A 12,669-nucleotide genomic window follows, 5' to 3' on the forward strand; every position below is an offset into this window, starting at 1 on the left:
CTTCCTCGACTACGAGAAAGGTCATGTTATACATGCTCATGAGCCTCTCTCATCTGTCAGTAACGACTTCCATCGTCCCTGCAAGAATTAGCACCGTGCGTCGCGCTTCATACTGCGCATCGCCGGTTGCCGGGCTTCATCGGGCTTGTCCCTCCACCTACTCTTGATAAGATTGCTTATATGAATATTCATTTGATTTGGCCTTGGTAATAATGTACGGCAAAGAGAAGCTGTTCGTCAAGAGGTGAACACAACAAAAAATCACGATTCCACCCCCTTCGCATACGATACATTATTGACGAATTCCGGCAATGGATTTTGTCTTGAAAGGTTGAAGTACGAGCGTTATACTTAACAAGGTGCGTCGAAGCCTTACTTAATTATTAGAATCGAAGGCAACAATCGTTCCTTCACTGGACGCATGATATATAAAGTCACGTACAATTATTCAAGCTGAGGTGAGTTCGGATGGATGGCGACCCGAGGTCGTTCCGTAGTACGTACAACCGAATATTACGATTCGACAGGCAGCGGCAAGTTCGCAGTCCAATGTCGGGATTCGTGCCTCTGCAGAGAACCTAGTTCACTAATTGTGCCTAGGCTTATATCACGTGCGCGAACGACGGACTGCGCATGCCCAGCCTTGTTTCGAGTCGTCTGGTAACATTTAGACGATGCGCATGTCGCAATGGCGACAGCGTCAAGGAGTGAGTGCAATGAAAATCCGTCTGGTCAACGAGGGCGTCTTCACGACTGAGGAAGATATCAATGTCACATTAACACCGCCAGAGAATGGCTTCTACTGGATCGATGCTGACATTGAGGATTTGGTCGTTCTGCAGCCATTATTCAACATGCATGATTTGGCAGTTGAGGACTGTATGAGTGAAGAAGAGCAGCGTCCCAAAATCGAAATTTATGAAGGTCATTATTTTATCGTGTTCAACAGCATTCGCTTTGACGATGAAGAGATCTTTTTACGCTCATTGAACATTTTCCTCGGCAAACATTTCATTATTACCGTAACGAAGCAGAAGATTAACGAGCTGCGTATGGTGAAGCCTGTATTGTGGGAGCAGCAAGCGAGTACGCCTGACCTTATGCTCTACCTGCTCATTGACTTGGTTGTCGACAACTACTTCACAGTAGGAGATCGAATTGAAGCGAAGATCGACAAGCTTGAGGAAGAGCTCATTATGAGCACGAAGAAAGAACATCTCAATGAAATCATCAGCTTGCGAAGTGAGATTCTGTGGCTCAAGAAGGGTCTTGGCCCTCAAAAAGAGGTACTGCTTGTCCTCTATCGTAAGGAATTGCGGCTGATCGGCGATGACCTGCAGAAGTACTTCCAGGATATTTACGAGAATGCCGTCAAAGTATCGGAGACATTCGAAACGTTCCGCGACCTCATGGGCAACTTACGTGAGTCTTATCAGCTTAGCATTGCGAATCGCGCAAACGATATTATGAGAGTGTTCACAGCGATTACAACTATATTCATGCCGCTAACCTTAATAACAGGGATCTACGGCATGAACTTCGGATATATTCCAATTATGGACTGGGAGTACGGCTCCTTGTATATGATCGGATTCATGCTTGCGCTTGGTATCTTTATGTTCTACTTATTCCGCAAGAAAGACTGGATTTAATAATCAGCGGGGGGTGTTCTAAAGTCATTTGATAATGACCTTGGACACCCCCGCTTTGTTTTCTTTGCATTACCGTATTCCCGATTATCCCCATTTGCTCACCTTGTTCGCCGATGACGAAAAACGAAGCCAACCACTGCGAATTGTTTTTCGCTGCTTTCCAAACAAAATAGCACGACGCCCCTAAACTAGCCTAAACAGCAGAATAAATTCATTAACGAGCTCGGGCATACGTCCTTCGAATATGTGGCATTCGTCAGCTTGCTGCTTGTGCAACGCTGCTGCTTCTCGCTCTGCTTCGATGCAGAAGCCGCAGCAATCGAATCTGCTCATAGTTCGCTTGTACCTCGGCATAGGATTCGTCCAATGCCGATTCTCCAAATGCCTTCACATAGATTGGCTTCAAGTATTCATCGCCCAGTTCATCGAATGCCAGCTCTATCGTTGCCCGCTGCTCTTCCGGCATAGATTGAAGCTCCGATTCAACCAGCATGCACACATTATAGCCTTCACGTTCTACCGTCTCAATGCGCATAATGAGTTCACGCCGATCTACCTGAAGAAGCTCTATCAATTGCGCAATCGATAACTGCTGCTGCAAGCCTTCCAGCAATACACGGCGGTCTGTCAGCTTGGAGAGCTCTTGATTCTGCTTCGATTCCCATTCGGAATAGACCCACTTCGCGAACTCCTCTTCGGATACAACGGAGGATATCCAATCCAGCGGGAAAGTCGATGTCCTCTCAAACCCCTTCGCAATTGCAATGATGTCGGCTCCATAGGATGCCAGCTTCGCTTCCCCGAATCCAGGAAGCTGCTTCAGCTCTTCCAAGGTGTGCGGAAGCAAGGCACTGACCATACGCAGCATACGATTCGTCGCAATCCAATAAGGGGCCCGGCGCAGCTTGCTCGCCGTCTCCCTACGCCACTTCGCAAGCTGTTCATATACCTCGGATCGGGCATATAAATCCGCATAGCAGGCAATCCATTCATTGCGTTCCTTCATTCTGCGCTCGTGTATATCGGCCTCCGGCACAAACCCAATAGTCAGACGGTACCCAGCGTGCAGCAAACGCGCCATGCCACGCCGCATAGCCGCCCGCATCTCAGCCCATACCGTCCCCTCGAACCATACTTCGGCAGGCTGTCCATCTGGTTCCCAGAGTAGGATCCACTTCCCCTCATCTACTCCAGCCGTAACTAATCCATATGCGGTATCATGAGAAGAATCTACTCCCCTCTTCCGCTTACGAGAAGACACCATCTCCCCATCCTCCAGCACCATTCGCTCTAACCTGGCCATCCATACAATTTGCATCAACTACGCCCTCCCTATTCGATAGACTTGATAATGATACAACCTCTCCGATTGCTGCACCTTCTATTCACTTCTTTCGGACAAAAAAAGAAAGCACCTCATCACGGTACGTATATACGCATCGCAATGAGGTGCTTCCTCGTCCTAGTTATGAATTTATTACCATTATAGCATGCTCTTCTCCAGTGTCAATTCCTGTATTTCTATTTCTAAATGTTGGACGCTACTATATAATAATATCATCTTATTGGAGCAGCAGATAAGGGAGGCTAACAATGAGCAATCATGATCTTGATTTTCTATCGGACAGCACAGAGACGACAACAACACGCTTCGTCACCTTCGTAGGGCACAGCTATCGGCGCTTTGATTTGGCGATTACATCTACAGGCCGTTTTTACGGCAAGAAGCTCGTTACCGACTTGCAGAGCGGGCTGACCGCCATTCTCGGGCAGGACGATCTCAAGGAAGAAGGCTATTTAGAATCCTTTTATCGCTTGTCGGAGGAAGAGGGAGAAGAGCTTCGCGGCTTCCTGTACATGGTCATAGGCGAGGCGCATTTCACCGATTAAGCTGATGACTTGGATTCACGAACCCAACCTTCATACAGCACTTATGATCAAAAAAGGGAGGAGCTTCTGCTCCTCCCCTTCATTCTACCGCCCATGTTCGTTACATTCCGACGTACGATATCATACTTTTCATTTCTAGACGCTCAAATATTGCACTGACGGACTCGCGCTCTGGCGCAAATACACAGACATCCATCTGGCACTCTACCGGCACATCGCAGTTGATGCGCGCAAGCTGTCGTGACAAATGGAGCATCTCAAGGTCGGACTCAATCTTCGTCCGTACACCCTTCGCAAGCTCCGGCAAATTCTCCAATATTCCCTCAATGCTCTGATATTGCTGGATCAGCTTATGTGCTGTTTTCTCACCTATCCCTTTCACGCCTGGATAGTTGTCCGCAGTATCTCCCATAAGCCCCTTCACATCAACCACCTGCTCTGGAGTCAGCTGACGCTCCTCCATGAGTGACAATGGCGAATAGACTGCATAATTGCCATGCCCCTTCTTCATGATGATCACAGTCGTCCGTTCATGAACAAGCTGCAGCATATCGTGGTCGCCTGTCAGGACAAAGACATGCATATCATCACGGAATAAGCGCGACAAGGTTCCGATACAGTCATCTGCCTCGAATCCTTCAGCCGATATATTAGGGATGCCGAATCCATCCATTACATCCCGAATGAGTTGAAATTGTGGTACCAGATCCTCTGGGCAATCGGGACGATTTGCTTTGTACGCTGTGAACTGTTCTGAGCGAAATGTCTTGCTCCCGAGATCCCAGCAGCATGCAATATGAGTCGGCTCGAACCGTTCTACCGCATCCCAGAAATATCTCATAAAGCCATACACCGCATTCGTTGGTGTTCCATCCTTCATTCGACGAATAGAACCGCCGTACGCAGTAGCGAAATAGGCGCGAAATAAGAGCGCCATTCCATCAACGAGCAGTAAGCGCTGCTCCTTATTATCATTCAATTGTACTTCCATCGGTATGGATTACCCCTTTCGCTTCAATGCCTATCGTCAAGTATATCATAATTCCTACAATCACTAGATAACGGATTCTGCCAAGCAAGGAACCCATACTCATTCTTTCTATTTATGCTACAAATGAGACATTACATCATCAAAAGTCACGATCCCGACTAACCGACTGTAATAAATAGTCTCCACATTCGTCAAGCAACGGCGCATCCAATCAAGAACCTCAGCAATTGTATCTGTCGTACGGATTCGGATGATCTCCGTTGTCATAAGTGATCCTGCTGTACCTTCTGGGTAAGCGAGCAATTGCTTAATGTCCTCCGCCTCTTCCCTCTCCATATGATCAAGATAGAAATCCGCCTCTTGATAAGACAGCAATCCATCTTCTTGCGCTCTACTTACAATTGCTCGATCTCTACGCTCACAACATGCTCAATCTTCTTGATGGAATAATAGATTTCCGTCAAGTATTGATTACTTGGCACAGATAGCACTAGGTCAATTCGCTGGCGATCCTTATCCAGATCCTTGAGTTTAAAGTGGCGGATATGGAACTCATCTGCATCCGTTCGATCCTTGCGCTGAATCTTCTTTATGAGATCCGTCATTCGGTGGTTCGATTCTACGACGATCTTCAACGCCACATCATGCCGGTTCAACTTGGCAGGGGCAATCATCTTAATTAAACCCGGAATGAGATTGACAGCCGTAATCAGCAGCGCCGCACCGCAAGTTGCTTCCAAATAGAATCCAGCCCCAATCGCTACACCGAGAGCAGACGCCGACCAGATTAACGCTGCAGAAGTGAGACCGGAAATAACCTCATTGCTTCTTCGCAAGATAACACCCGCTCCAATAAAACCGACCCCGCTTATGATCTGAGCTGCCAAGCGCATTGGATCCATATTCGGATGGTTAGTGCCGCCGAACTTCCCGAATGCCTCAATTGACACAATCGTAACCAGGCAGCTGGCAATACATATGACCATACTCGGTCTCAAACCAAGCTGTTTTTGCTTAATTTGTCTGTCAAGCCCAATCAGCAAACCGAATAATAGCGCCAAACCGAGCTTCATCATCATTTCCAATGTCAAAAATATCATGTCGATCACCTTCTTACCCAAATTCAACTTACTCAAATTCAATCTACTACAAAAAACATCTACACACAAAAAAAGCCCCCTCGCAAAGAGAGAGCTTGATTACATCCAGCAAGTCGATTCCTCACACGTCAAATAAGCCTACTGATTCTTCTCGTGCATACAGCATGCAAGACGATTCAGGGCACAGCAAGACATGGGAGGGCCGCTTGTATAGGACACATCCTCTCTACGAGTGTACATCAGTTGTCGCAAATGACTCGGACTGCCTTCCACCATTACCCTCCCCTTTCATCGCTAGTTAAATACTTCCATGAGGAATCTTACTTGTTCGTTCACGTGATGTCAACCATCATCTTCCTCATCCTGCATGATCTATTAACACGGTTCCTGTTAATCTGAACAGCATCGTACCTATGTGCTGCTTGTCAGGATCAACTGTTGCAAATCCTTCTTAATGCTTGGAGGCCGTGCCCCACGCTTCTGCAAACATCTCTTCCTTGAAGCCGACTGTTGCTCGATACCCATCTGTAACAATAGGACGCTTGATCAGCTTGCCATTTGATGCCAACAGATTCAACTGTTCCTGCTCGCTCATCGTTGGCAGCTTGTCCTTAAGCTGCATCGCCTTGTATACTTCGCCAGACGTATTGAAGAATTTCTTCAACTCCAATCCGCTTTGGGCAACTAGTGCACGCAATTCCTCGCTGCTTGGCGGCTCCTCTACGATCGGGATCAGTGCAACATCATAGCCTTGTCCCTTGAGCCACTGCACTGCTTTACGGCAAGTGCCGCATTTGGCATATTGATATACAGTAACGTTCATATGTCATGTAACTCCTCTCATAACATCATTTCATTATTACTCGCTCCAGTCAACAAGCCGGTCACGCAGTTCTACTAGTTCCTGAGGAAGCTCGGCCTTAAAGTGAAGCTTAACCCCACTCATCGGGTGTGTAAATCGCAGCTCAGAGGCATGAAGTGCATGCCGCGTTAATGGCTCCACTGCAGCCTGAAGCAGCGGAGTATTCACCAGATCAGGATCAGCATAGAACTTATCGCCCAGCAGCGGACTTCCGATATGCTTCATATGCACCCGGATTTGATGAGTACGTCCCGTCTCCAGTCGGCAGCTTACTCTTGCAGCTTGTCCATGGTAGGACTCCAGCACACGATAATGCGTGATGGAATCGTATCCATCCGGTGTCACGACACGAAGATGAGGCTGCTCCTTGTCTCTATCGATTGGAGCATGTACCGTCCCTTCCTCCTCACGAGGAATCCCAAATACAAATGCCTCATACTGCTTCCACACCTCATTCTTCTGCATCTGATCCGATAATTGATGATGAGCGTGGCCGTGCTTCGCAACAATAAGCAGCCCAGAGGTCTCTTGGTCGAGTCGATTCGCTGGTCGAAAGCGGGTTCGCTCGCCACGCATCCGCCAATGATGGACAACTCCATTAGCCAATGTCCCATTCGGATATCCCTTGGTTGGATGAACCACTATGCCTGCCTGCTTATTGAGCACGAGAATATCCTCATCCTCGTATACAATCTGAATTGGGATTGGCTCTGGCTCGATTGTATCCACATGATCCTCTGCAATCTCCACCCGGATCAGATCACCCGCACGAAGCTTGTCGCGCACCGTAAGAATTCTGCCATTGTATTCTGTACCGCCATTCACCGTAATCGCTTGTTCCAACGTCTTCAGCCGCTTCAATAAACGCCTCGACAAATTCAATCTGGAACGGAGAACGGTTCGAAGTTGAATCCCTTCTTCACTCTCAGGCACTACATAGGACAGCTCAGCCGCAATCTCCCCAGACAAGTCGTCCGCTTCTTGCTTCCCTTCTTCTTCAATCATGCTGCTCCTTCTTCCTGAACACGTCAGCACTTCTCACATATTCCTGATCCTGAACGCCAACAAGACCATTTGCCCGGCGCGCCACTGTAAAGAAATAGTCTGACAATCGATTCACATATTTCATTACTTCGACATGTACGGTCTCCTGATGCGAGAGCGTAACGAGCTGACGCTCCGCTCTTCGACACACAGTTCGACATATATGCAAGGCTGCTGCCGCCTCGGATCCTCCTGGCAAAATGAACTTTGTGATCGGCTCATTCGCTGTCTCATGATCGTCCATCCATTTCTCAAGCTGCTCCACCTGTTCTGGACGAATTTTATAAATGAATTTCCCCTGCTTCTGCTCCGCATAAGCGGTATCGGCTCCGCAATCGAACAATTCATGCTGAATCACGGATAACTGCTCCCGAAGTGCTTTCATTTCATCTCCATGACAGCAAGTAATCGCCCAGCCGACGAATGAATTCAGCTCATCAAGCTCCCCATAAGCTGCTACCCGCAAATGATCCTTCGGTACCCGACCACCTATCAACGATGTCGTTCCTTCATCACCTGTACGCGTATATAACTTCATTTGCTATGCCCCCTCATTACCGTTCTATCCTGGGCTTAATGTCCTCTCCACGTGCACATTTCTAGTTTACTTTCGTTTCCGCTTCGCGCTAATGTCCTCTGGAATCCCTGAAGTCATCCGGAACCATTGTGTACTCCGCTTTACAAGCTCGCGATTCAGAGCGGCGTGCTGCACAATATACTCAACTTCAAGCGGATTCGTGAAAGGTGTGTAGCCTGGCGGCTCGTTCGTAATAATGAACAGCTTGCCTTGAAAGATGAACAATGCCTCTTGCAACTCCATCCGCGCAGCTGTCAAGCGCCCAGCGTATTCAGCAAGATCCTGCTTATTGTCCATTTCCTCCATAATTCGTTCGTGTGCGTCATGCAAATACGAGGTAACGCTATCAATGACAAGTACACGCCGGTCGGCCCGGTACATATTGGATTGCTCATTGATTCGATGCAGAACTTCTGGCAAAGCACATTCCGTATGAATCGTCTGCCATGTGAAATGGGGTGGCGCAGGCAATTCATCCGGAAGCGGCGTAAGACGGGTCGTCATGTAGAACCCTTCACGCCCGAACGTTGCAGCATAATGCATTGCAAATGATGTTTTCCCGCTCCCGGTGCTTCCTGTTACACCAATGATCACGAGCGCTCCCCCCTTTCACTTATGATGTCTTACCGTGATGTCCAATGATTGCTTATCGATCTGTACGATCTGTCTGAATCAAGCCACATTACTTCTCTTCAGCAAGAGCCTTGAGTATCTCAACGGATCTGGCTTCATCAGGTGTGCGCGAAGGAATCGTAACAGACAGCCCCTTTTCCTGAATGCCATGTTTCTTCAAGACAGGCAGCTTCTCTGCAGACAACGAGAATAAGAAAGTTCCTTTATGCTCTTCCTTGCCTTCATATACAGCACCGTCGTACACGCCTTCGTTATATTTTTTGGCATCAAAATACTTATCGAGAGCTACGTGTCCACCCTGAGGAGCCATTCTCTTCGCGTCCTCCTCTGGAATGACCATTACACTATTCTCTCCAGCCGCATATTCCACAAACAACTTCTCGATGCTGTACAACGGTGAAGCGACGACTTGGACTGTGAATTTATTTTCAAACGTCTTATTCAGATCATCTTGCAGTGCACTTGTCATTTCGGGAGGTAATGACGATGATGTCATGATGAATACTGTAGCATCGGCTTTAGGCCCTCCACAACCACTTACAAGCACAAGCAATACCGCTAGAACACCGATCCATCTCCAATTGCGCATGATAGCCTGTCCCCTCTCCACGTTGCCCCATATAAATGTATTGTCCGTTTAATAAATCCCAACCTTCACTATATCATAAACAACATAGGCAAAAAAAGAAGACTCCTCATAGGAGTCTTCCTCACGCACCATCTATTTCATCGATTGTGATTTCATATATTCATTAATCTTCAAGTCCAACATGCTGCTAATCTCGATTACTGTCTCTGCAGTAAAGGACTGCTCCTCTTGGAACATCTGCTCCATTTGCTTGCGAAGGACAAGGATTTCATACTCAAGCGCCAATAGCTTGGACGAAATGTTTCTTGTTCTGCCCGACCATCTTACATGAGATCTATCTTCTCTCACTGAACTATGCGGATACGACGTCAAGGTATAGTTCGAACAAAACAATCGACCTTTCCTCCCTTCATGGCGATTCTAGAATATCCTAGGTTTCTCCAGATGTTCCATAACATGGGACAGTTCTGCGAGACATGTTATATTATACCAGAGGGAAAGAAAGAAAACTAGTTCATTTTCGTTGATTATGAATAATTATCACATTTCTTGCTTCATCTTGTCGAGGAAACGACCCATTCGATCAAGAGCTTCATTCAATTGCGCAACGGATGTCGCATAAGAGCAGCGAATATGACCTTCTCCTCCTAGGCCGAACACATCACCCGGAACAGCCGCAACCTTAGCTTCGAACAACAACCGATGGGCAAATTGCTCTGAAGTAAGTCCAGTTGACTTAATGGATGGGAATGCATAAAAAGCCCCTTGCGGCTCATGGCATTCCAGACCAATTTCGCGGAATCCGTTCACAACAAGACGTCTGCGCTGATTGTACGACTCCATCATATGATCCTTCTCGCTCATCCCATTGCGCAATGCTTCAAGGGCGGCAATCTGTCCCATTATCGGTGCACACATGACCGTATATTGATGAATCTTCATCATCGCGGCAATGATCTCCGGATGACCGCATGCATACCCCATCCGCCAGCCAGTCATGGCAAATGCCTTGGAGAATCCGCTGACAAGCACCGTTCTGTCCTTCATGCCTGGAATGGATGCGAAGCTGACATGCTTCTGATCATATGTTAACTCAGCATAAATCTCGTCTGAAATGACGATCAAATCGTGTTCTTCAACAATCTTCGCGATCGGGAGCCAATCCTCATAGGTCATAATACCGCCTGTTGGATTACTCGGATAGCATAATATCAGTACCTTGGATTTCGGTGTAAGCTTAGCCTTCAACGCCTCCGCAGTCAGCTTGAACTGATTAGCAGCATCCGTCTCAATTCCTACCGCTACCCCACCACCAATCGACACGATCGGCGAATATGAGATATAACACGGTTCCGGGATAAGGATTTCATCGCCTGGGGCAACCAGCGTCCGCAGTGCCAGATCAATGGCTTCCGATCCGCCAACGGTAACAAGCACTTCATCTGACGGTTCATATTTTACTTGGAATGAATTGTTCAAATATTCTGCAATCGCTTCGCGCAGTTCCAGCATCCCTGCATTGGAAGTGTACTTCGTACGACCACGCTCTAACGAATATACACACGCTTCACGAACATGCCAAGGCGTGCAGAAATCCGGTTCCCCGACACCGAGTGTGATGATGTCCTTGCTGGCGTTAGCCAAGTCGAAGAACTTACGAATACCGGATGGCGCAATGTCACGTACCAATGGATTAATATAGTCGCTCATGGAGCGTACGCCAGCTTGCTTCTCTTCTTCCTTAATCATAGCACTTCACCTTTCACGGGGTAATTACGAGACGATGATCATCCTCGCGCTCTTCATAAATAATGCCGTCCTGCTTATACTTCTTCAGGATGAAGTGTGTCTTCGTCGACAATACCGATTCAATCGGAGACAGCTTGTCGGATACGAAGGAAGCTACTTCACGCAAGTTCTTTCCTTCTACCTCAACTAGCAAATCATAGGCGCCAGACATCAAGTATACGGACTTCACTTGTGGGAATAAGTATATTCGCTCTGCAATACCCTCGAAGCCACGACCACGCTCTGGAGTTATTTGCACTTCAATAAGGGCGGTTACAGTCTCATCATCAACCTTGCTCCAATTCACTACCGTTGCATATTTAACAATGACGTGCTCTTCTTCCATCTCGGCAATCGCAGTGCGAACTTTCTCTTCGTCAACACCAAGCATCGTGGCGATGAGCGCCGGGGAACGACGCGCGTCCTCTTTTAACAATTTAAGTATGCTAATATTAAAATCGCTCAAATCCTTCATATTCGATCCTCCCTCGACCTGCAGTGGGCAAGCCGACTTTAGTGTAAATATGCTACATATGATACACCTTTTCATATGTGCACGCCAATATCAACAGGCTTTACTGCGCATTTCATGATTTCCTAGTGCATTTCCTACTGCTATGATACCTGTTGCCGTAATGGAATTGAAGGTCCACGACCATGCGAAATTGCAGCTTTGCTGGTTGGTAGGTCATCTCCGTACTACAGCCGCAAGTAAAAAGGCCGCTGAAGTACTCAGCAGCCTTTCCCTGTATTACATGTACTGATTGTAGTTGCCTTGATGATGCTCTTGTTGTTGATGCGCATGCTGCTGATAGTGACCATATCCCGCTTGGCCCAGCTTCTGCTGCACGAACTGGTTGGATTTCATTTGAAGCTGTTGATTGTCCTTCAGTTGCTTGTCCAACTCCTGGCGCAATGCTGGTGATGCGACGGAATACATATTGTTCTTCTCCATGAGCGTGAACAGCTGTCCTTGCATCGTTAACGTACTGTGAGTCAAGTCCGTAAACATCTGCCGAACTACCGGACAAGCCGCTTCTGTTACACCTGTTGTATACTCGCGAGAAGTTCGCTTCAAATCAGCCAAGATCGTGTACAACAAGTCTTCCTCTTGCATGAATTGATTTTGTTGTGAACCATTCATGTTGTCGTTCCTCCTTCATTACTTCGATTATTGAGATTGTTGTGGACTAGTTGGTGCCATATGTGTGTGCTGCTGCAGAGTATGTAGCAATACATTCATGTGCTGCTGATGAACACCGATCATGTGCGTCAGCGCTTGCTGAACACCTGGAGTTGTCGCCATTGCTGCGGTTGCCGCACACTGCTTAATAAGCAAATCCTCATTGGAGATCGAATCCACGATGTACTCCAATTCCTTCGCCGATAACGGCTTCATATTGCCTTGATGTGACTGTTGGTTATGCTGAGCATATTGCATCTGAGCATACTCCTTTCATCCTGTCTGGAAGTTGTCGTTCTCTATGTATTATGAACCCAACATTAGGGAAATATGTAACCGGAAATCTGGACGAAAGGAGAT

16 protein-coding genes and 1 riboswitch are annotated in these 12,669 nt (G+C 47.3%); of the genes, 2 read left to right on the forward strand and 14 right to left on the reverse strand.

The features are described 5' to 3' along the window. Positions 1-46 precede the first annotated feature (46 nt). Positions 47-173: riboswitch (SAM riboswitch) on the reverse strand. Positions 174-716: 543 nt separating this feature from the next. Further along, positions 717-1,652, forward strand: coding sequence for a magnesium/cobalt transporter CorA (corA, locus tag BLS15_RS00510; RefSeq protein WP_021254587.1), 936 nt, complete (start codon positions 717-719; stop codon positions 1,650-1,652). A gap of 256 nt (positions 1,653-1,908) precedes the next feature. Here corA and BLS15_RS00515 read toward each other — a convergent pair whose 3' ends face one another. After that, entirely contained in the window at positions 1,909-2,970 is a 1,062-nt protein-coding gene (locus BLS15_RS00515) for an HRDC domain-containing protein (RefSeq protein WP_021254586.1), read from the reverse strand. 275 nt (positions 2,971-3,245) lie between these two features. Between BLS15_RS00515 and BLS15_RS00520 the strand changes: the two genes are divergently transcribed. After that, positions 3,246-3,542: a DUF3055 domain-containing protein gene (locus tag BLS15_RS00520; RefSeq protein WP_021254585.1), complete on the forward strand. Its 297-nt coding sequence runs from the start codon at positions 3,246-3,248 to the stop codon at positions 3,540-3,542. A 100-nt stretch (positions 3,543-3,642) separates the two neighbouring features. Here the strand turns inward: BLS15_RS00520 and BLS15_RS00525 are convergent, their stop codons facing one another. From BLS15_RS00525 to BLS15_RS00585, 13 genes are all read right to left on the reverse strand, one after another. Then, positions 3,643-4,533 (reverse strand): 5'-3' exonuclease, encoded by an 891-nt coding sequence (locus BLS15_RS00525; RefSeq protein ID WP_028531861.1) that lies wholly within the window; start codon positions 4,531-4,533, stop codon positions 3,643-3,645. 117 nt (positions 4,534-4,650) lie between these two features. Beyond that, entirely contained in the window at positions 4,651-4,908 is a 258-nt protein-coding gene (locus BLS15_RS00530) for a CBS domain-containing protein (RefSeq protein WP_028531860.1), read from the reverse strand. A gap of 20 nt (positions 4,909-4,928) precedes the next feature. Next, positions 4,929-5,633 carry an MgtC/SapB family protein gene (locus BLS15_RS00535; RefSeq protein ID WP_021254582.1) on the reverse strand — a complete coding sequence of 235 codons (705 nt, stop codon included), beginning with the start codon at positions 5,631-5,633 and terminating at the stop codon, positions 4,929-4,931. A 451-nt stretch (positions 5,634-6,084) separates the two neighbouring features. Continuing rightward, positions 6,085-6,456, reverse strand: a complete 372-nt coding sequence (locus tag BLS15_RS00540; protein ID WP_021254581.1) for an arsenate reductase family protein — start codon at positions 6,454-6,456, stop codon at positions 6,085-6,087. 36 nt (positions 6,457-6,492) lie between these two features. Further along, positions 6,493-7,500, reverse strand: coding sequence for an RluA family pseudouridine synthase (locus BLS15_RS00545; RefSeq protein WP_028531859.1), 1,008 nt, complete (start codon positions 7,498-7,500; stop codon positions 6,493-6,495). Beyond that, a complete protein-coding gene (locus tag BLS15_RS00550; protein ID WP_028531858.1) occupies positions 7,493-8,077 on the reverse strand; it encodes a cob(I)yrinic acid a,c-diamide adenosyltransferase in 585 nt (194 codons plus the stop codon). Before BLS15_RS00550 ends, BLS15_RS00545 begins: the two co-directional genes overlap by 8 nt. Before the next feature lie 66 nt (positions 8,078-8,143). Then, positions 8,144-8,710: a P-loop NTPase family protein gene (locus BLS15_RS00555; RefSeq protein ID WP_021254578.1), complete on the reverse strand. Its 567-nt coding sequence runs from the start codon at positions 8,708-8,710 to the stop codon at positions 8,144-8,146. Positions 8,711-8,798: 88 nt separating this feature from the next. Continuing rightward, positions 8,799-9,338, reverse strand: a complete 540-nt coding sequence (locus BLS15_RS00560) for a hypothetical protein (protein ID WP_021254577.1) — start codon at positions 9,336-9,338, stop codon at positions 8,799-8,801. Between the two features lie 132 nt (positions 9,339-9,470). After that, positions 9,471-9,731: an aspartyl-phosphate phosphatase Spo0E family protein gene (locus BLS15_RS00565; RefSeq protein ID WP_021254576.1), complete on the reverse strand. Its 261-nt coding sequence runs from the start codon at positions 9,729-9,731 to the stop codon at positions 9,471-9,473. Positions 9,732-9,878: 147 nt separating this feature from the next. Continuing rightward, entirely contained in the window at positions 9,879-11,087 is a 1,209-nt protein-coding gene (locus tag BLS15_RS00570) for an aminotransferase class I/II-fold pyridoxal phosphate-dependent enzyme (RefSeq protein ID WP_021254575.1), read from the reverse strand. 13 nt (positions 11,088-11,100) lie between these two features. After that, entirely contained in the window at positions 11,101-11,601 is a 501-nt protein-coding gene (locus tag BLS15_RS00575) for an Lrp/AsnC family transcriptional regulator (RefSeq protein WP_021254574.1), read from the reverse strand. Between the two features lie 276 nt (positions 11,602-11,877). Continuing rightward, positions 11,878-12,270: a spore coat protein gene (locus BLS15_RS00580; protein ID WP_021254573.1), complete on the reverse strand. Its 393-nt coding sequence runs from the start codon at positions 12,268-12,270 to the stop codon at positions 11,878-11,880. Positions 12,271-12,297: 27 nt separating this feature from the next. Continuing rightward, a complete protein-coding gene (locus BLS15_RS00585; protein ID WP_021254572.1) occupies positions 12,298-12,567 on the reverse strand; it encodes a hypothetical protein in 270 nt (89 codons plus the stop codon). Between the last annotated feature and the right edge of the window lie 102 nt (positions 12,568-12,669).

Source organism: Paenibacillus sp. cl6col, assembly GCF_900102125.1.
Classification (GTDB): Bacteria; Bacillota; Bacilli; order Paenibacillales; family Paenibacillaceae; genus Paenibacillus_B; species Paenibacillus_B suaedae.

What these genes read in the sequence shown, in the direction of transcription:
- BLS15_RS00560 (WP_021254577.1), bottom strand. Translation starts at nt 9,338, where the DNA reads ATGCGCAATTGGAGATGGATCGGTGTTCTAGCGGTATTGCTTGTGCTT.
- BLS15_RS00535 (WP_021254582.1), bottom strand. Translation starts at nt 5,633, where the DNA reads ATGATATTTTTGACATTGGAAATGATGATGAAGCTCGGTTTGGCGCTA.
- BLS15_RS00540 (WP_021254581.1), bottom strand. Translation starts at nt 6,456, where the DNA reads ATGAACGTTACTGTATATCAATATGCCAAATGCGGCACTTGCCGTAAA.
- BLS15_RS00520 (WP_021254585.1), top strand. Translation starts at nt 3,246, where the DNA reads ATGAGCAATCATGATCTTGATTTTCTATCGGACAGCACAGAGACGACA.
- BLS15_RS00575 (WP_021254574.1), bottom strand. Translation starts at nt 11,601, where the DNA reads ATGAAGGATTTGAGCGATTTTAATATTAGCATACTTAAATTGTTAAAA.
- BLS15_RS00515 (WP_021254586.1), bottom strand. Translation starts at nt 2,970, where the DNA reads ATGCAAATTGTATGGATGGCCAGGTTAGAGCGAATGGTGCTGGAGGAT.
- BLS15_RS00545 (WP_028531859.1), bottom strand. Translation starts at nt 7,500, where the DNA reads ATGATTGAAGAAGAAGGGAAGCAAGAAGCGGACGACTTGTCTGGGGAG.
- BLS15_RS00580 (WP_021254573.1), bottom strand. Translation starts at nt 12,270, where the DNA reads ATGAATGGTTCACAACAAAATCAATTCATGCAAGAGGAAGACTTGTTG.
- BLS15_RS00550 (WP_028531858.1), bottom strand. Translation starts at nt 8,077, where the DNA reads ATGAAGTTATATACGCGTACAGGTGATGAAGGAACGACATCGTTGATA.
- BLS15_RS00585 (WP_021254572.1), bottom strand. Translation starts at nt 12,567, where the DNA reads ATGCAATATGCTCAGCATAACCAACAGTCACATCAAGGCAATATGAAG.
- BLS15_RS00525 (WP_028531861.1), bottom strand. Translation starts at nt 4,533, where the DNA reads ATGGAAGTACAATTGAATGATAATAAGGAGCAGCGCTTACTGCTCGTT.
- corA (WP_021254587.1), top strand. Translation starts at nt 717, where the DNA reads ATGAAAATCCGTCTGGTCAACGAGGGCGTCTTCACGACTGAGGAAGAT.
- BLS15_RS00570 (WP_021254575.1), bottom strand. Translation starts at nt 11,087, where the DNA reads ATGATTAAGGAAGAAGAGAAGCAAGCTGGCGTACGCTCCATGAGCGAC.